Origin of the sequence: Thalassospira sp. ER-Se-21-Dark (genome assembly GCF_017922435.1) — a bacterium.
Lineage (GTDB): Bacteria > Pseudomonadota > Alphaproteobacteria > Rhodospirillales > Thalassospiraceae > Thalassospira.
In genome coordinates, this window is sequence record NZ_VDEZ01000004.1 from 243,737 (window position 1) to 260,652 (window position 16,916).

At 55.4% G+C, this 16,916-nt stretch carries 18 protein-coding genes and 1 tRNA gene; 9 read left to right on the forward strand and 10 right to left on the reverse strand.

The window, feature by feature from the left end; all coding sequences use genetic code 11:
• The first annotated feature begins 86 nt into the window (after nucleotides 1-86).
• Together mnmA and FHI25_RS16445 are read left to right on the forward strand one after the other, a co-directional pair.
• Complete coding sequence (gene mnmA / locus FHI25_RS16440) at nucleotides 87-1,232, forward strand: tRNA 2-thiouridine(34) synthase MnmA (RefSeq protein ID WP_210519596.1); 1,146 nt, start codon at nucleotides 87-89, stop codon at nucleotides 1,230-1,232.
• A gap of 183 nt (nucleotides 1,233-1,415) precedes the next feature.
• A tRNA-Met gene (locus FHI25_RS16445) sits at nucleotides 1,416-1,492 on the forward strand.
• Between the two features lie 216 nt (nucleotides 1,493-1,708).
• Here FHI25_RS16445 and FHI25_RS16450 read toward each other — a convergent pair.
• The gene (locus FHI25_RS16450) at nucleotides 1,709-2,596 is read right to left on the reverse strand and encodes a LysR family transcriptional regulator (RefSeq protein ID WP_210519599.1); all 888 of its coding nucleotides are present in this window, start codon (nucleotides 2,594-2,596) and stop codon (nucleotides 1,709-1,711) included.
• Between the two features lie 113 nt (nucleotides 2,597-2,709).
• Between FHI25_RS16450 and gstA the strand changes: the two genes are divergently transcribed.
• The 3 genes from gstA to FHI25_RS16465 are packed head-to-tail and all read left to right on the forward strand — an operon-like array spanning nucleotide 2,710 to nucleotide 3,935.
• A complete protein-coding gene (gene gstA / locus FHI25_RS16455; protein WP_210519601.1) occupies nucleotides 2,710-3,318 on the forward strand; it encodes a glutathione transferase GstA in 609 nt (202 codons plus the stop codon).
• The gene (locus tag FHI25_RS16460; RefSeq protein WP_210519603.1) at nucleotides 3,318-3,710 is read left to right on the forward strand and encodes a nuclear transport factor 2 family protein; all 393 of its coding nucleotides are present in this window, start codon (nucleotides 3,318-3,320) and stop codon (nucleotides 3,708-3,710) included. Before gstA ends, FHI25_RS16460 begins: the two co-directional genes overlap by 1 nt.
• Nucleotides 3,711-3,713: 3 nt before the next feature.
• Nucleotides 3,714-3,935: a 4-oxalocrotonate tautomerase family protein gene (locus tag FHI25_RS16465; protein ID WP_210519605.1), complete on the forward strand. Its 222-nt coding sequence runs from the start codon at nucleotides 3,714-3,716 to the stop codon at nucleotides 3,933-3,935.
• Nucleotides 3,936-4,065: 130 nt separating this feature from the next.
• On the opposite strand, the gene FHI25_RS16470 is transcribed toward FHI25_RS16465, so the two are convergent.
• Nucleotides 4,066-4,875 carry a hypothetical protein gene (locus tag FHI25_RS16470; RefSeq protein WP_210519607.1) on the reverse strand — a complete coding sequence of 270 codons (810 nt, stop codon included), beginning with the start codon at nucleotides 4,873-4,875 and terminating at the stop codon, nucleotides 4,066-4,068.
• 397 nt (nucleotides 4,876-5,272) lie between these two features.
• On the opposite strand from FHI25_RS16470, the gene FHI25_RS16475 reads away from it, so the two are divergent.
• The gene (locus FHI25_RS16475; protein ID WP_282597595.1) at nucleotides 5,273-6,592 is read left to right on the forward strand and encodes a sensor domain-containing diguanylate cyclase; all 1,320 of its coding nucleotides are present in this window, start codon (nucleotides 5,273-5,275) and stop codon (nucleotides 6,590-6,592) included.
• Nucleotides 6,592-7,047 (forward strand): GNAT family N-acetyltransferase, encoded by a 456-nt coding sequence (locus FHI25_RS16480; RefSeq protein WP_210519619.1) that lies wholly within the window; start codon nucleotides 6,592-6,594, stop codon nucleotides 7,045-7,047. Before FHI25_RS16475 ends, FHI25_RS16480 begins: the two co-directional genes overlap by 1 nt.
• A gap of 50 nt (nucleotides 7,048-7,097) precedes the next feature.
• Here the strand turns inward: FHI25_RS16480 and FHI25_RS16485 are convergent, their stop codons facing one another.
• A complete protein-coding gene (locus FHI25_RS16485; RefSeq protein WP_210519621.1) occupies nucleotides 7,098-7,889 on the reverse strand; it encodes a crotonase/enoyl-CoA hydratase family protein in 792 nt (263 codons plus the stop codon).
• 78 nt (nucleotides 7,890-7,967) lie between these two features.
• Here FHI25_RS16485 and FHI25_RS16490 point away from each other — a divergent pair, with 78 nt between their 5' ends.
• A complete protein-coding gene (locus FHI25_RS16490) occupies nucleotides 7,968-8,546 on the forward strand; it encodes a TetR/AcrR family transcriptional regulator (protein WP_210519623.1) in 579 nt (192 codons plus the stop codon).
• Between the two features lie 104 nt (nucleotides 8,547-8,650).
• Here FHI25_RS16490 and FHI25_RS16495 read toward each other — a convergent pair whose 3' ends face one another.
• Nucleotides 8,651-9,565, reverse strand: a complete 915-nt coding sequence (locus FHI25_RS16495; protein WP_210519624.1) for an AraC family transcriptional regulator — start codon at nucleotides 9,563-9,565, stop codon at nucleotides 8,651-8,653.
• A gap of 139 nt (nucleotides 9,566-9,704) precedes the next feature.
• On the opposite strand from FHI25_RS16495, the gene FHI25_RS16500 reads away from it, so the two are divergent.
• Nucleotides 9,705-10,592 (forward strand): SDR family oxidoreductase, encoded by an 888-nt coding sequence (locus tag FHI25_RS16500; RefSeq protein WP_210519626.1) that lies wholly within the window; start codon nucleotides 9,705-9,707, stop codon nucleotides 10,590-10,592.
• Nucleotides 10,593-10,642: 50 nt separating this feature from the next.
• Here FHI25_RS16500 and FHI25_RS16505 read toward each other — a convergent pair whose 3' ends face one another.
• From FHI25_RS16505 to FHI25_RS16530, 6 genes are all read right to left on the reverse strand, one after another.
• Nucleotides 10,643-11,674 carry a DMT family transporter gene (locus FHI25_RS16505; protein ID WP_210519628.1) on the reverse strand — a complete coding sequence of 344 codons (1,032 nt, stop codon included), beginning with the start codon at nucleotides 11,672-11,674 and terminating at the stop codon, nucleotides 10,643-10,645.
• 142 nt (nucleotides 11,675-11,816) lie between these two features.
• The gene (locus FHI25_RS16510) at nucleotides 11,817-12,800 is read right to left on the reverse strand and encodes a DMT family transporter (RefSeq protein ID WP_349238029.1); all 984 of its coding nucleotides are present in this window, start codon (nucleotides 12,798-12,800) and stop codon (nucleotides 11,817-11,819) included.
• A 205-nt stretch (nucleotides 12,801-13,005) separates the two neighbouring features.
• A complete protein-coding gene (locus tag FHI25_RS16515; RefSeq protein ID WP_246879156.1) occupies nucleotides 13,006-14,337 on the reverse strand; it encodes a branched-chain amino acid ABC transporter permease in 1,332 nt (443 codons plus the stop codon).
• Nucleotides 14,334-15,344 (reverse strand): branched-chain amino acid ABC transporter permease, encoded by a 1,011-nt coding sequence (locus FHI25_RS16520; RefSeq protein ID WP_210519630.1) that lies wholly within the window; start codon nucleotides 15,342-15,344, stop codon nucleotides 14,334-14,336. The genes FHI25_RS16515 and FHI25_RS16520 overlap by 4 nt, the downstream gene beginning before the upstream one ends.
• A 12-nt stretch (nucleotides 15,345-15,356) precedes the next feature.
• Nucleotides 15,357-16,064 (reverse strand): ABC transporter ATP-binding protein, encoded by a 708-nt coding sequence (locus FHI25_RS16525; RefSeq protein WP_008890664.1) that lies wholly within the window; start codon nucleotides 16,062-16,064, stop codon nucleotides 15,357-15,359.
• On the reverse strand, nucleotides 16,061-16,843 hold the full coding sequence (locus FHI25_RS16530; RefSeq protein WP_063088159.1) for an ABC transporter ATP-binding protein: 783 nt from the start codon (nucleotides 16,841-16,843) through the stop codon (nucleotides 16,061-16,063). The genes FHI25_RS16525 and FHI25_RS16530 overlap by 4 nt, the downstream gene beginning before the upstream one ends.
• Nucleotides 16,844-16,916 lie beyond the last annotated feature (73 nt).

Genomic DNA, 16,916 nt, shown 5'->3' on the forward strand with positions numbered 1-16,916 from the left:
CGTACGCGCCGCCCGTTGGTCGTTTGAGATCGATCTTTGTACAACTTCTTGTCGCTGCGGCCTTGACCCGCAGATGGGTGGGAAAAATGAATAGTCTTGGCTTTGATAAAGCCCCGGAAGATACCCGCGTGGTTGTCGCCATGTCGGGCGGGGTTGATAGCTCTGCCGTTGCGGCCCTTCTGAAATCAGAAGGCTATGACGTGGTGGGCATCACGCTTCAGCTTTATGATATGGGGGCCAATGCCCCGACCCGTGCGAAATCCTGTTGTGCCGGGCGCGATATTTATGACGCGCGCAAGGTGGCCGAGGATATCGACATTCCCTATTACGTGCTCGATTACGAATCACGCTTCCGCGAAGAAGTGATCGATGATTTTGCCGACAGCTATATGCGCGGCGAAACCCCGATCCCGTGCGTGAAATGCAATCAGACCGTCAAATTCCGCGATCTGCTTGAAACGTCCTATGACCTTGGGGCCGATTGCATGGCGACCGGCCATTATGTGCAGCGGAAACTGGGCGCCAATGGTCGGGCCGAATTGCACCGCGCAGCGGACCCCAACCGTGATCAAAGCTACTTCCTGTTCACCACCACCCAGGAACAGCTTGATTTCCTGCGCTTCCCGCTGGGTCATTTGATGAGCAAGGCGGAAACCCGTGCGCTTGCCGCCAAGTTTGGCCTTGAAGTCGCCGATAAGCCCGACAGTCAGGACATCTGCTTTGTCCCGGATGGTAAATATGCCCGTCTGGTCGAAAAGCTGCGTCCAGAGGCCGGCGAACCCGGCGAGATCGTTGATCTTGACGGTAATGTGCTCGGCGATCATCGCGGCCTGATCCATTACACGGTCGGGCAGCGACGCGGGCTTAATATCGGTGGCACGGCAGAACCGCTTTATGTCGTTAAACTCTCGCCCGAAAAGCGTCAGGTTATTGTCGGGCCGAAGACGGCCTTGGCCAAGAAACTGGTTTATGTTCGCGAACTCAACTGGCTTGATGGTGATCAGATTGATGAAAACGGGGTTGAGGTCGAAGTCAAACTGCGCTCGGCCATGCAGCCGACCACGGCAACCGTCTACCCCGAAGCATCCGGCGAGGCCCGCATTGAACTGCACGATGCGCAGTTTGGCATCGCACCGGGGCAGGCCGGTGTGTTCTATCAGGGCGAACGCGTGCTTGGCGGTGGCTGGATCACCCGCGAAGAGCTGATCGGCAACACCGCAAGTGCCGCCTGATCGGGATTGCCCGATGAACGAATAGGACGGGCGAGGGCGCATGTTCCTCGCCCGCCAGTTTCACCAGAAGTTTTGCGGGAAGGTTTTTTGACAAAATCGTCAAAAAGGCGCTTGACGGGGACGGCTCCCTGACTTAAAAACCGCCTCGTTCCAAGCGTACCGGAACACCACAAAATTCCTTGTGGCCGAGTAGCTCAGCTGGTTAGAGCAGCGGAATCATAATCCGCGTGTCGGGGGTTCAAGTCCCTCCTCGGCTACCAATTAAAAACCCCCTCATGGCTTCGCCTGAGGGGGTTTTTAATTGATCGCCTTGGATCGGGCTCGCCCCCGGGGGGCACGAGAAAGCGAGGCACGCAGCTATCGATAGACGTTGCGCGAAATGCGCAACGATCCGCCGGGCTTTGCCCAAGGATAAAAAGCAGCCCAATGGCTGATTTTTACAACTCCCTCCGTCACGTTAATCAGAACGGTCTCACCTAACTCACTCTAGCTTGTGTCTGAAGCGCCCGCCAAATCTCACCCTGCACCCGACCCATCGCCTGATCCCGCCGTCTTATGGCGAAGACTTCAGTATGGCGTGGGCGAAAATCTGCGATGTTGAGCGCAACAAGTTCTCCGCTTTTAAGTTCCTCCGTGATCATGTGTTCGGGCAGGCCTCCCCAGCCGTGCCCGTTCATGATGACCGATTTCTTGGTGGCGAAATCTGATACGGTCCAGCGCCGCCCGCCCGCCAGCACGTCGCGTGTTTGATTGTAATCCGGGCCACCTGTGCCCGAGACGATGACCTGCACATAGCTTTGCATTTCCATGCGCGATCGCATGCCGCTGCGCCCGGCCACAGGGAAGCTGCGATGGGCGACGGGGCGAATGACGACCGTGCCGACAGGTGTGGTTTCGACGTGATCAATATCGACACCCTCCATCCCCGCGATAATCAGATCCGCATCCCTCTTCATCAACCGGGCCAGTGGACCGCCCATCATTTCGGTGGCAACCGCGATGTGGGTATTGGGGAATTTGTCGCCGATTTGACCAAGGATTTTAAGGATCGGTTCGAGCGACATGGTTGCGGTCAGTGCGATGCGCACCAGTGGTTCCTGTGTGCTGCGCAGTTCCTGAGCGGTTGCCTGAAGTTTGCGAAATTGATCAAGAACGCGGGTGGCTTCGCGCAGGAATACTTCCCCCTCGGATGACAGGCGGGGGCGGTAGTCTTCGCGTGAGAAGATGGCAAAGCCCAGCTCGTCTTCCAGTTTGCGCACCTGATGGCTGATGGCCGATTGCGCCTTGTTCAGGCGATCCGCGGCCCCGCGAAAGGTGCCGGTGCTGACCACCGCGTCGACGGCGATGAGTTGTTCGAGGTTCATGTATGCCTCAAGATGATCTGATTTATAGATCATTACTATGAAAAGTCGATATTATCAATTGCTCGTCTGGTTTGGCATTAAAGGGGGCATAGATCAAACCAAAGGAGCTACCCATGAAACTCTATTACTTGCCCGGTGCCTGTTCGCTTGCCAGCCACATCATGTTGCATGAAGTGGGGGCCAAGTTTGACATCGAAAGCGTTGATGTTGCGCAAGGCCTGACCGAAACCGGCCGCACATATCGTGAAATCAGCCCGAATGGCTATGTGCCCGCCCTTGAGATCGAAACGGGGGATACCCTGACCGAAGGTGTCGCGATCTTGCAATACATTGCAGACACCCATGCGGATCGTGCCTTTTCGCCAAAGCCCGGTTCGGTCGCACGCGCGCGCCTGCAACAGTTTCTGAACTTTGCGGCGGCGGAATTGCATAAATCCTGGGGCCCGCTTTTCACCGATGGGGCGAGCGCGGCCGAACAGCTTGCGGCCAAGCAGAAGGTCGCAACCAAGTTTGACCATCTTGAAAGTGTTTTGGCAGATGGTCGCGACTTCCTTGTCGAGAACCGATTTTCGGTGGCGGATGCCTATACCTTTGTTCTGGCGAACTGGGCGAATTTCAAGGAAATCGATCTCGTTAATTGGCCGCATCTTGCAAAGTTCGTAGCGCGCATTCAGGCCCGCCCGGCGACACAAGCCGCGATGAAAGCCGAGGGGCTTGTGTAATGCAGCTATCTGATGAATTGCAAATTGATGACGACGTCAAAGCCTTGATGGAGCGCTATTTCGACGGGCTTTATCAGTCTGACAGTGAAATCCTGCGCACCGTGTTTCATCCTGAACTTGCCTATGTCAACGCGACGGACGGCAATCACGAGTTCATGGACCTTGAGACATACATGACGCGCATCGATAACCGTGAACCCCCGGCTAAACGCGGTGATCCGCGCCGCGAAAGCGTTGACCGGGTAACCCAGACGGGCCGCCAGATGGGCTTGGTCGAAGCCCGCATGACCATGATGGGACGGGATTATCAAGACCTGCTGACACTGATCCATACCGATGACGGATGGAAGGTGATCACCAAGGTTTTCGCGTATCGCGCAAAGGAGGACTGAGCAATGCCGTACGTCAATATCAAGCTCACCCGTGAAGGCGGGCCGGATGGAACCGGCCCAACGTCAGAGGAAAAAGCCCAACTGATCAAGGGCGTAACTGATCTGCTTCAGAACGTTCTGAACAAGTCACCCGCCACGACCTTTGTCGTAATCGATGAAGTATCGCTTGATGATTGGGGTATTTCTGGGCAATCGGTGCGCAAGATCAGGGCTGCCCAAGGCTAAGCTCTGACAGGACTCTATCTTCGAAACAAGCCCTGCATCCCTTGATGTGGGGCTTGTTTCGTTTCGGCGCTGCCCGGACAAGCGTTAGGTACGTTTGTTATGAACCTGGATCAGCGACATCCGAAATGGGTTACTTGGTTACACTGGCTCGGCCGAGAACTTCATTGTTGATGCAAGAGGCATAGATCCAATCAGAGTCCGTTACGCCCAGCTTGTTGCACAGCGCCTGCGAGGAGGGGTTATCAAGGCGAACGCCAGTCATGAAACCTCGTGCAGCTTCTTTTTCCCACATATGAATGATTGCCTTGGCACCAAGAATTAAGCCGATCTTTTCGCCCCGTCTGTCCTCACGCGTGGCAAGCATGCCCCAAAATACATCGTTTGGTCGCGCTCCGGACGGATGATGCATCACGAATGAAGATGCACTCGCAACCGGTGCGCCAGCCGCGTCAATGGCAACCAAGTTTATGCCGCGCCTGCCTTGACCCCGCATGATGGCGCCCGGCACAGGCATGACGTCACAGGATTGGCAAAGTGCTGCAACATCAGCGACCAGTTCATTCGGCGACATTTTGTCGAGTGCTACAATCGACAGGTCGCTTGGCATGTCATATTTATCAAGGACTTGACGGCTGGCCTCGTAGGTCGCTTCACCACCCCAATAATGTTCATGGCGGTCACACGAAAACCCGCGTGCCTTCAGTTCTGCGAACAGTTTATCTGCCTTGAATTTGGGGAAATAATAGGCAACCGATGCGCCAAGCAAAGAGGCGACAGATGCAAGTATGTCGGCGGTGTCGGTCTGTATATCGGACAGGGCGACCGTCCGGCCGTAATATGCAAATCTCGGATTGTCCTTTATCAGTGACCAAAGAGCCGCACTCCTCTTCATCAGAGCGATACTGCTTTCTGTCCCGAAAAATTCCTGATGATTATCCAACTCTGTCCCTTTCAAGCTTTGCCGATTTGCGAACCGTTTTCTTGAGTTCGCTCAGCTGACTAAAGGAGGCGTGGACGATCGCCGCGCCTGGTTAGATGGACACGGCTTCACTTTGAACTGACCTATATTGCGTCATGCGGATGCCGGATAGTGCCCGCCAATGTCAAAAGACAAGTATATACGATGGTACAGGAGTTTTCATACTTCTGCCAGCAATGTCGGGCACTCGCGCGATGTTTATGTGCCGGGGGAATGTGTGGTCGTATAGCTGACATGCTTGTCCGGTATGGGGAAAATGTCGTTCTTAAGGATAATGCCCCAAAGGTTGGCTTTTATTTATACGGACGTATGTATATATTCGGCGCGATAAATTTACTCGGGAAACCCACGCCCACCAATGACCTATGCCGCTTCTTTTTCCATTTTTCTTACCGTCTTTGCCGTTGCTACAATTGCATATTCGATCCGTGTGCACAGGCAGGCGCGGGCGAGGCTAAATGCACTCAAAACCCTGATATCGAATATGTCTGATGGTGTGGTGACGCTTGGTGCAGATGGATCTGTTCAAAGCGTAAACGCCGCCGCAGCAAACATGTTCGGCCGATCCGAAGGCGATTTACAGGGGGCGGTCCTTACGGCCCTTTTTCCCGACATGCCTGCCAGTTACGATGAATCGCAGGAAGGCAGTTACCAAATCGAAGCCGTTCGGGCCAGTGGCGCGAAATTTCCGGTTGCGGTGTCGTTTGTCCGGTCGAGTAATCGGAATGATAAGGCCCGCATGGTGCTTGTGCGCGATCTTTCACATGCGCGAGTAGAAACGACTGACGAAGAGCAACGCTTCAAGCAAAGCCAGTATTTCGCGCGCATCGGGACTTGGGACTGGCGCGTTGATACTGACGAACTTTATTGGTCGGACGCGATTTACGGCATGTTCGGCTATAAACCGGGCGAGGTGACTCCAACCTATTCCCTGTTCTGTGATGCCGTGCATCCCGAAGACAGGGAACGCGTTCGCCAAGGTGAACTCCGATGCATTGAAACCGGCGAAAACCATGACGAGGAATACCGAGTTGTCTGGCCTGACGGCACCATCCGCTGGCTGCGTGAAACCGGAAATGTCACCAAGGACGAAAATGGTGAAACCGTCAAAATGATGGGGGTTGTGCGCGACATTACCGAGGAACGCGCAGAAGCTGATCAAATCCGCGAACTTGCCTTCCATGACTCGCTTACCCGCTTGCCCAACAGGATCATCTTCGAGGACCGGTTAAGCAAGGCGATAGATCGCGCCAAGCGTAACAAGAAGCGTGTCGCCGTGGTGTTTATTGATCTCGATGGATTCAAGCAGATCAATGATGGGCTTGGCCATGCGGCCGGCGACCGTGTTCTGGTCAATACCGGGCAGTGTCTGGTCAATGCTGTCCGGGCATCTGATACCGTGGCACGCATCGGTGGTGATGAGTTTACCGTCATTCTCGAAGATCTGGAAGATGACGCCGAGGTGCGTGGTATCGCTGAAAAGATCCTTGGTGCGGTATCCACGCCGATGGAATTGGGGGATGGCACTTATCGGGTCGGGGCCAGCCTTGGTATCGCGATCTATCCCGAACATGCCCGAACGCTTGATACCCTCATCCATATCGCTGATCTGGCGATGTATACCGCCAAGGCAGAGGGCACAAACCTTTATCACATCGGTTGGGAGTTTGCAGACTGATGGCAGACATGATTGAAATACGCCCCGCCGCAGAGGCCGACCGTGATGTCTGGGCCGGTCTGTTTCGCGACTATATGGTGTTTTATGGTTGTGAGATTTCTAACACGGCACTCGATACGACCTGGGGTTGGATCATTGATCCATATGGGCCGATGGAATGTCTGTTGGCTGCGACAGGCAATCAGGTCGTGGGCTTCGCGCAATATCGCGCTGTGCCGGAAACCCTGACCGGTAGCTGGTTCGGCCAACTTGACGATCTTTTTGTCGCGCCCAAAGCCCGCCACGCAGGCGTCGCACAGGCCTTGATGCAGCGGTTGGACAACATCGCCCGCGACCGGGGATGGTTCAAACTGACCTGGATCACGGGCAACGACAATGCGACGGCGCGGCGCCTGTACGATCAGATCGGCAAGGCTTCGAACTGGGTGGTGTATGAACGGCTGCTTGAAGATTGAAGATCAAAGGCAGCCGCAGGGATGGCTTTACCATCCCTGCGGACCTGAGATCAGGTTGCGGTGTAATACGGTGTTCTGCGCTCTATCCAGGCGGTCAACCCTTCATGAATGTCATCAGTGGCGACCATTCGGGCGAACTGTTCGGACTCAGCCTGTAATCCCTCTGCAATCGTCAAGTTGATGCCGCGCGTTACCGCTGTGATAATCCGTGCCGCTGCCAGAGGGGAGTGGCGAAGGATACGGTGGACAAGGGCATAAGCCTCCGAGAGCAAATCATCATGCGGTACGACCTTGTTCACAAGGCCCAGCTCGTATGCCCGTTCGGGGGTGAAGGTGTCACCGGTCAGCAAAAGTTCCAGCGCGCGTTTACGCCCCGCTAGCCTTGGTAATCGCTGCGTCCCCCCGAATGTCGGTGGGATACCAATGTTGATTTCGGGTTTGGCAAAGATTGCCCGGTCACTGGCAATTGCCAGATGCACAGCCTCGGTGATTTCGCAGCCTCCGCCAAATGCAATGCCGTTCACCGCAGCAACGATGGGTTTGGAGAACGTTTCCAGTCGTGCGGTCATGCCTTGGCCGCGCCGAACAAATTCCTTGATCGCGACGTCGGCTCCCTTGCGCACTGATTTTGCGAATTCAGGGATGTCGCCGCCAGCAGAAAAGGCCCGATCCCCGGCACCGGTCAGAATGACAGCATGGATAGATCGATCATCCTCGATCAGATCAAGCAGTTCCATCATCCGGTCGTTGGTTTCGTAATTCAATGCATTGAGCTTTTCCGGCCTGTTGAGCGTCAGCAGGGCGATTTTGTCAGTGACGTCCATTTTGATGCAATTGGTCATGGCTTCCTCCGATATTGACAAGATCGGGGATTGGTAGCAGTGATATAAAATGAATTACACTCACTGGTTAGTATACATATGAAACCGCAAGTCCCCTCAACCCGTGACCGCATTCTTACGGCTGCCAACAACCTGTTTTATAACGAGGGCATTCGGGCGACGAGTGTCGATGCGATCGCAGAGAAAGCCGGAATTACAAAGAAGACCCTCTATTACCACTTTCCGAGCAAAGACAATCTGGTGGCGCGCTATCTCGAATCACGCGACCAGCCAAATCTTGAGATTTTTGCGCAATGGTTCGATGCCTGCGAAGGGACTGTTGCCGACAAGGTTGGAGCGATTTTTACCGGCGTCGGGGAAGGGGCACGTCACCCGAAGTGGAAGGGGTGTGGGTTCCAGCGAACCGTGGCCGAGCTCGCCAATATGCCAGGCCACCCCGCAGTGCAAGTTGGCGCAGCTCACAAAAAGAAATTTGAAGCCTGGCTGACAGTCAAATTCACAGAAGCCGGTATCGATAAACCGGCGGAAATCGCACGCCATATCGTTGTTCTGATGGAAGGAACATTTTCCATCCTGCTGATGCATCGTGATGCGGACTACGCAGATGCAACTGCCGTCGCGGCGCGGCAACTGGTGAAGGCTGCTTTGGTCCGTTAACGATTTGAGGAAAAGAGGGGCTGGGGAAAAGTAGACAGTCGCCTTTTCCTTATCAATGATGCCCAAATGGATTGCATTGCACTGTCGGAGCCGGCACTTCTGGCTTATGGTGTATCCAGAGTTCGCCCATACCCCCTTGGCGCGCACCCCATTACCCGCTTGAAAGCCGTACTAAACGCACTTTCAGACTCATAGCCGAGCGACAGTGAAATCTGCGAGATCGGCGCGCGGGAATGCAGCAGCTTTTCGCCCGCCAGCATCATCCGCCAATGCGTAAGATAGGCCATCGGGCTTTTTCCGACCTTGTCCTTGAAACGTGCGGCAAAGGCGGAACGCGACATGCCGGCACACCGTGCCAGAGTTTCGACTGTCCAATTTTGCGCCGGATCGGCGTGGATGGCGGACATGGCTTTGCTAATCTGCGGGTCGGCAAGGGCAAAGAACCAGCCGACCCCCTTGGCGTCATCATTCATGTACATGCGCAGCACCTGAATCAGCATCATATGAGCGAGATGTTGCAAAACCAGTTTGCTGCCCGGATCGCCTTTGCGCATTTCGGCCATGGTGCGTTCAATGCACTGGCGAAGTGCTTCGCTTTCATCACGGTTGCGAATAACCGCAAGCGGCGGCAACATCGCAAGCAGCATGTCGGCCTGCGGCCCCTGAAGGCCAAACCGGCAGCTGGCCACCACGCAATCCCCGCCACCATTCAGTGTTCGGATGACGCCGAACCCGGTGGGTTTGAACGTCGTGCCGGCCAGCATTGGCGGCACATCAAGATCGCTTCCCATCAAAAACGCCTTGCCGTGCGGCAACAAGACGCAGTCGCCTGTTTGCAGATGCACCGGTTCGGACAGCCCCTCAACTGAAATCCAGCACTCGCCCTTAACAATCGCAGCCGTTTTGATGTTGTGCCCCTGATGGGGGAACTGGATCGCCCAGGGCGCGCCAATGTCAAACCCGGCCGACAGGTAATTGTCGGGGCGGAGCAAAGACAGAATATCGGAAAGCGGATCCATATGGCGACCTGTATCTGGACGAATGAGAAAGTATATTGGATTTATGCGCATAGATCGTCCAAGCCGCAAGCGATATTGTGCCTGCAACAGGAACGCGGTGCGGGCCGGTTGTTTTTACCAATTTAAGGATGGTGTGAAGATGCGTGTTTTTGTAACAGGTGCGACGGGCTTTGTTGGATCAGCCGTGGTGAAGGAGCTTCTGGATCATGGGCATTCGGTGCTGGGGTTAACGCGCAGCGATGCCGGGGCCGAAAAACTGGCGGCCCTCGGCGCGACCGCCTTTCGCGGTGATCTGGATGACCTTGGCAGTCTTCAAAGCGGGGCGGCATCTTGTGATGCGGTGATCCATACTGCTTTTGATCATGATTTTTCCCGTTATGTTGAGAATTGCGAAAAGGATCGCCGCGTGATCAGGGCCATGGGATCGGTTCTGGCTGGGTCGGATCGCCCGATGATAGTGACATCGGGTATCGCGCTTCTGCGTGCTGATCGGCCTTTGGTTGAAAGCGATACGGTCAGCGGAGATATTCCGCGAAAGGCTTCAGAAGAGGCTGCGGCCGAAATAGCAGCAGATGGCGTGAATATCTCGGTTATGCGCTTGCCGCCCTCCGTCCACGGGGTAGGTGATCATGGCTTTGTGCCACTTCTGATCAATCTGGCCCGCGAAAAGGGCTTTGTCGCCTGTGTCAAGGATGGTGATAACCTCTGGCCTGCGGTGCATCGTTTGGATGCCGCGCGCGCCTACCGGCTTGCCATCGAAGACCGCGCAAGCCAGCCTGCTTATCATGCCGTGGCCGAGGAAGGCATTGCCTTTGCAGATATCGCCCATACGATCAGTCTTGGGCTTGGGCTTCCGTTCAAATCGCTGACGCCGGAGCAGGCCCACGACTATTTCGGTTGGTTTACCCATTTCGCAGCCATTGATTGCTGCGCTTCAAGCGGTCGAACGCAGCAGGCGCTTGGCTGGACCCCGTGCGAAATCGGCCTGATCGAGGATATGAAAACCGCTGGATATTTTGACGCGTAATTTCGAACGAAAAGGCCGGATCGTTCCGGCCTTTTCTGCTGATTTGGTGATCAGGGCGTCTTGGGCGTGCGACGCAGAAGCCGTCCGTCAATCACTGCAAGCCCGACACCAATTACGACCATGCCGATGACGTGCTGCATCATCAGTGCTTCGCCGAGAAACCCGACACCCAGCAAAATTGCACTGACCGGGATCAGGAAGGTGACGAGCAGCAGGTTGCTTGCACCCGCGCATTTGAGAATGGCGAAATAGAGGATATAAGCCAGCGCAGTGCTCAGTGTTGCGAAGCCCAGAACGGCAAGAATCGTGCTGGTGGTGGGAACCGGCAGGTGCCAGGGCCGATCAATCAGGATAGACAAGGGCAGGAGCATCAGGCTCGACGCGCTGGTCATGCAGGCCGCGGTGAGGATCGGCGGGGTGGTGGCAAAACGTCTGCCAAACACCCCGGCACAGCCATAGCTGAACGCGGCAAGCAGAACGGCACCCGGCGCAAGCAGGCCCAATGTGTTGGCAGATGTCGGAAGGCCGAAAATCACAATCACGCCGCCAAACCCGATCAGGACACCGATGGTTTTGCGCAAGGTGAGCTTTTCGCTGTCTGTGGCGATATGGGCGATCAGCAGGGTGAAAAGCGGAGTGGTGGCGTTCAGGATGGCGGCAAGGCTGCTGGTGATTTGTGTCTGGCTCCAGACAATCAGGCAAAAGGGTATCAGGTTGTTAAGTCCGCCCATCACGGCAACGCCCGCCCAGAATTTCGGATCACGCGGGATGGCGATATCGCGCAACAACACCACCCACCACAGAACCATGGTCGCAATCGACACCCGGCACAGCACAAGCGTCAGGGGCGGCAGATCGACAAGTGCGATTTCGGTAAAGAAAAACGATCCGCCCCACAGGATCGATAGCGAGATCAGCATCAACCAGCTGATACGGTCCATCGGCTGGGAAGGGGGTTGTTTGGGCTGTAAGCCACCTGCGGATGAGAGGTTTCTCGGGCCATCAATGCCGCGATGTTTCGGGCGGGAAGACAGTTCCATATCAAGCGATATCAAACGTGTGGTGTTTTCATGGGGCAGCATCGCGGGCTCCGTCGATCTGTTGGTGACCAACGAAGATTAGGCGGATCAAAATGTTGTTGCTCGCCAGTTTCGGACCTGAAGGTGGGATCAAAAAAAACGGGGCCCAAGCGGCCCCGTTTTAATCATCAGACAATCAGGTGTCCTATTCCGGCGCGAGGGTTTTATTCCTCATACTAATGAACTTCGGAAGCCGCGCAAAGATCGTGATGTTGCCAAGCAACACCATCGCAAGCCCGGTTGCACCAATCGGGGTCCAGACATAGCCTTCAAGGAAGGTCGAGACTGTGAGTGCCACGACCGGGAACAGCACGGTGACATAGGCCGCGCGTCCGGCACCGACACGGTTGACCAGTGCGAGATAGGCGATAAACGCCACGACCGATCCCGGAATGGCGAGATACAGCAGGCCGCCGATATAAACTGGATCGGTTGGCATGACCGGAGTCTGGCCCTTGAATATGGCAAAGATAAACAGCAATACCGTGCCATAAACCATGCCGCGCGCAACCGCATCGCGGTTGGGGATGCCCATACGGTTGAGTTTGACCGACACCATGTTGCCGCAGCTAAATACCGCCGTGCCGCCAAGCGCAAGCAGCATGCCGGTGATGGCATTGGCGTTGTGCGACAGGGCATAGATCTGATTGGCAAACAGACAGGCGATACCAGCAAGCCCGAATGCCGCACCAAAGACAAAGCGCAAACCCGGACGGTTGCCATAAAAGGCCCAGTTGCCCAGTGCATTGAAAATGGTCGAGGTGGTGAAAATCACCGCAACAATGCCGCTGGCGATATAGCCCGTCGCCGAATACATCAGGATAAAGTTGATGCCAAACAACCCGCAGCCCAAAAGAACGATCCACGGATGTGCGTGCCATGGCACAGGGCGCCATTTGCGCGTTATCAACAGGAATCCGCACAAAACGACTGCCGCCAGCGCAAAGCGATAGAAGATCGAAATTTCGACCGGGATCGGTCCGATCTGAAGTTTGATCGCATACCAGGTAAATCCCCAGCAGGCGGTGACGATCACGAATAAAAGGGCTGTCATCATCGGGGCTTTCAAAACAGCACGTGCACGAGGGGCGGTGGCACGAAGGGTGACGGTTGACTCAAAACGGGTCACGCAGGTTGGCAGCGCGCGGGGACCAGTCAGGGGATTTGCGGATATATGGGGCATATCCGTAAACCAACAATAGGCCACAATCAGCCTCGCGTGGCTTTCACGTTCTTGCGCTGTTTTTCAAATTCTTGCCGGCAAGTTCGCCTCGCCAATAAAAAACGGGGCGGATACCTTGCGGTATCCGCCCCGTTCGATTTCACGTTTTTGTTTAGGAAGACCGTGTCATGGCTGTTGATCGGTTGGTGGCCTCGGGGATCAGGCCCTTTGGCGCAAACCGCATGACGATCAAAAGGATCGCCCCCATCATCAGATAACGCATATAGGCCGCACCGGCGACGAGGTGCTGGGCAAGCTCCGATCCTTCGCCAAGCGGGGCGGTGATCGTTGACATGAACCAGTTGCCAAACGGCTCTGCCTCGACCCAAAGGAACCAGATGATGAAGCCACCGAGGATCGAGCCCCAGTTGTTGCCCGAACCACCCAAAATCACCATCACCCAGATCAGGAAGGTGTAGCGCAGCGGAATGTAACTGGTTGGCGTCAACTGACCGTCAAGGGTGGTCAGCATCGCACCGGCAATCCCGCACACCGCACACCCCAGTACAAAGGTCTGAAGGTGGCGGCGTTTGACGTCCTTGCCCATCGCAGCCGCCGCATCGCGGTTGTCACGAATGGCGCGCATCATACGGCCCCACGGGGACTTCAGTGCGCGTTCAGCAAACCACATGATGATCGCAAGCACGATGACAAACAGCACCGCATAGCACAGCTTGACAAACAGGCTGGCGGCATCGGAAATCTCGGTCGCACCAAAGAAGTTGGCCAGACTGATGAACCATTCACTTTCGATAAGGTCGACTTCATAGGGCACCGGGCGCGGAATGCCGGTGACGTTTTTAACCCCGCGCGAAAGCCATTCTTCGTACTTGATGATCGCAATGATGATCTCGGAAATACCAAGGGTGGCAATCGCCAGATAATCCGCCCGCAGGCCAAGCGCGATCCGCCCGATCAGCCAACCGCCACCAGCGGCCACCAGACCGGCAAGCGGCCATGCGACAAGGACGGGCAAGCCCGCACCACCCAGATAACCGCTGAGCGCCGGGTCGATGCTTTCAATCGCATCGGTTGCCGGACCAAAGAACACCCCGATCAGGAAATAACCCGCCAGCAAAAGAACAAGCGTTACCGGAAGCTTCAATGCCGGGTGCACAAAGCGTCGGGCGTAGATCACCGCAATGATCGTCGCAGCAAGGCTGAGCAAGGACAGGGCAATATCCCCACCGGCAACGGCCCAGGCTTCGCCCACAGGCGGCATCGAGACCAGAACGGCGGTAAGGCCACCAAGTGCTGTAAAGCCCATTACACCGACGTTAAACAGGCCGGCATAGCCCCACTGCATATTGACGCCGAGCGCCATCACTGCAGAGATCACACAAAGATTGAAGATGCCAAAGGCGACGTTCCAGCTTTGAAGAAAGCCGATCGCGATCAACACCAGGCACATCAGGCCATATAGGAGCGCAACTCTCTTCGTCATATCACTTTCCCACGAATAATACCGGTTGGCCGGATCAGAAGAACCGCGACCAGAATGATGAAGGAGACTGCAAACTTGTAGTCCGTCGACAGAAGTTGCACGAGCCCGTCCGGCGCCCAATCCGTCGGGCCAAGATAGGTCAGGAACTTCTTGAAGGCATAGGTCACCGTCACCTCGGAGAAGGCCACAATGAACGCGCCCAAAATCGCGCCGACCGGTTGCCCGATGCCACCCAGAATGGTGGCGGCAAAGATCGGAAGCAGGATCTGCAAGAAGATGAACGGCTTGTAGGTCTTATCAAGGCCATACAGCGTGCCGGCGATGGCAGCCAGTGCCGCTGCAATAACCCAGCAGATCATCACCACACGTTCCGGGTTGATCCCCGACAGCAGTGCCAGATCCTCGTCATCGGAATAGGCGCGCATGGCCTTGCCCGAACGGGTTTTCTGCAAGAACCAGAACAGCCAGGCAACGACAATGGCGGTGACAACAACCGTGATCAACTGGCTTTGCTTGATGGCAATACCTTCATCAAGGCCCAGGGCACGGCGTGAATCAATCGCGCCAATGATAAAACGTTCACCATCGGCAAAGCTTTGATCGGCCGGGCCGATGACAATGCGGATAATACCGGCAATCAGGAACATGACGCCGACCGATACAATGGCAAAGACAATTGGGTTTGAGCGCTGCTTGCGATAAAACCGAAACACCATCCGATCCATGACAAGTGCCATGCTGATGGCAGCCAACACCCCAATCGGCAACGCCAGAAGGGCGGTCGGGAAGGGGGCGATAGAAACGCCCATATTTTGCAGGAACCAGGTGACCAAAATCGTGATCATGGTGCCAAACGACATCAACTCGCCATGCGCAAAGTTCGCAAAGCGCAGGATGCCGAAAATAAGTGTGACGCCAAGCGCCCCAAGGGCGAGCTGTGCACCATAGGCAGTCGCCGGAACGACCACAAAATTGGTAAACAGCGCGAGTGCGTTAAGAATTTCCATTCAAGTCCCCACTTAGCCGCCCAGGAAGGAGCGGCGAACTTCTTCGTTGGCGAGAAGGGCTTCGCCCGTATCGGTGAACCGGTTGCGTCCCTGCACCAGGACAAAACCGTGATCGGCGATCTCAAGCGCCTGACGGGCATTTTGTTCAACCATCAGAATGGCGACGCCGGTTCTGGCGACTTCCACGATCTTGTCGAACAGTTCATCCATCACGATGGGCGAAACACCCGCAGTCGGTTCATCGAGCATAAGCAGCTTTGGCTGGGTCATAAGTGCCCGACCAACCGCCACTTGCTGGCGTTGACCACCGGAAAGCTCGCCTGCGGGCTGATTGCGTTTTTCGCCAAGGATCGGGAACAGATCGAAAATCTGTTGTTTGGTTTCCTCGATCTTGTCGTCCTTGCGGATGAAGGCCCCCATATCGAGGTTTTCCTCGACCGTCATCGAAACGAAAACGTTGCGGTTCTGGGGCACAAAGCCCATGCCCTCGGGCACGCGTTCCTGCGGGGCAAGGTTGGTAATATCCTTGCCATCCAGAACCACTGATCCTTCACGCAGGTTCAACATGCCGAACACTGCCTTCATCGCGGTTGATTTACCGGCACCATTGGGGCCGACAACAACGGCGATCTCGCCCTTTTCAACGGTAATCGTGCAGTCATGAAGGATATCACTGCCGCCATAGCCGCCGGTCATGCCGGTTGCGCTTAAGAAACTCATGACGGCACCTTCCGTTCATGCTTGCGACCTGTGCCGAGATAGGCCTCGATGACCTCCTCGTTATTCTTGACCTCTTCGATCGTACCTTGGGTCAGGACTTTGCCCTCGGCCATGACGATCACGGGATCACACAGGCTGGCAATGAAATCCATGTCATGTTCGATCAGGCAGAAGGTATAGCCGCGCTCTTCATTGAGGCGCTTGATCGAGGTCGCAATGGTATTAAGCAGCGTACGGTTCACACCGGCACCCACTTCATCAAGAAAGACGATCTTGGGTTCGACCATCATGGTGCGGCCCAGTTCGAGCAGTTTCTTCTGACCGCCGGAAAGATTGCCCGCCAGCTCATGCTTGATATGGTCAATTTCAAGGAAATCGATCACCTCAAGTGCGCGTTCGTAGTTCTGGGCTTCAATTTCTTTGACGCGGGAATAGTTAAACCAGCTATGGCGCAATTGTTCGCCCGGCTGGTTGCCCGGAACCACCATCAGATTGTCCAGCACACTCAATGTCGAGAATTCGTGCGCAATCTGGAAGGTTCGCAAAAGGCCCTTGTGGAAAAGTTCGTGCGGTTCAAGGTGGGTTACGTCTTCGTCATCAAGGAATATTTTCCCCGAAGACGGCGGAAAGACGCCCGCAATAATATTGAACAATGTTGTTTTACCGGCACCATTCGGCCCGATCAGGCCGGTGATGGAACCTTTTTCAATGGATAGCGATACGCCATCGACTGCCTGAATGCCGCCGAAATTCTTGGCGATGTTTTCGACCCGTATCATTGGGAGTTTTTGACCCTTGTCATGCGTTCTGTACCGTGGAAATCAACCAAATATTGCGGTGACGACCCGGTAA

Bases quoted from the DNA above. Each gene is read 5' to 3' on its own strand.
- FHI25_RS16530 (WP_063088159.1), bottom strand. From the start codon at position 16,843: ATGATACGGGTCGAAAACATCGCCAAGAATTTCGGCGGCATTCAGGCA.
- FHI25_RS16465 (WP_210519605.1), top strand. From the start codon at position 3,714: ATGCCGTACGTCAATATCAAGCTCACCCGTGAAGGCGGGCCGGATGGA.
- FHI25_RS16500 (WP_210519626.1), top strand. From the start codon at position 9,705: ATGCGTGTTTTTGTAACAGGTGCGACGGGCTTTGTTGGATCAGCCGTG.
- FHI25_RS16515 (WP_246879156.1), bottom strand. From the start codon at position 14,337: ATGACGAAGAGAGTTGCGCTCCTATATGGCCTGATGTGCCTGGTGTTG.
- FHI25_RS16490 (WP_210519623.1), top strand. From the start codon at position 7,968: ATGAAACCGCAAGTCCCCTCAACCCGTGACCGCATTCTTACGGCTGCC.
- FHI25_RS16480 (WP_210519619.1), top strand. From the start codon at position 6,592: ATGGCAGACATGATTGAAATACGCCCCGCCGCAGAGGCCGACCGTGAT.
- FHI25_RS16485 (WP_210519621.1), bottom strand. From the start codon at position 7,889: ATGACCAATTGCATCAAAATGGACGTCACTGACAAAATCGCCCTGCTG.
- FHI25_RS16495 (WP_210519624.1), bottom strand. From the start codon at position 9,565: ATGGATCCGCTTTCCGATATTCTGTCTTTGCTCCGCCCCGACAATTAC.
- FHI25_RS16525 (WP_008890664.1), bottom strand. From the start codon at position 16,064: ATGAGTTTCTTAAGCGCAACCGGCATGACCGGCGGCTATGGCGGCAGT.
- FHI25_RS16520 (WP_210519630.1), bottom strand. From the start codon at position 15,344: ATGGAAATTCTTAACGCACTCGCGCTGTTTACCAATTTTGTGGTCGTT.
- FHI25_RS16460 (WP_210519603.1), top strand. From the start codon at position 3,318: ATGCAGCTATCTGATGAATTGCAAATTGATGACGACGTCAAAGCCTTG.
- gstA (WP_210519601.1), top strand. From the start codon at position 2,710: ATGAAACTCTATTACTTGCCCGGTGCCTGTTCGCTTGCCAGCCACATC.
- FHI25_RS16505 (WP_210519628.1), bottom strand. From the start codon at position 11,674: ATGCTGCCCCATGAAAACACCACACGTTTGATATCGCTTGATATGGAA.
- FHI25_RS16450 (WP_210519599.1), bottom strand. From the start codon at position 2,596: ATGAACCTCGAACAACTCATCGCCGTCGACGCGGTGGTCAGCACCGGC.
- mnmA (WP_210519596.1), top strand. From the start codon at position 87: ATGAATAGTCTTGGCTTTGATAAAGCCCCGGAAGATACCCGCGTGGTT.
- FHI25_RS16475 (WP_282597595.1), top strand. From the start codon at position 5,273: ATGACCTATGCCGCTTCTTTTTCCATTTTTCTTACCGTCTTTGCCGTT.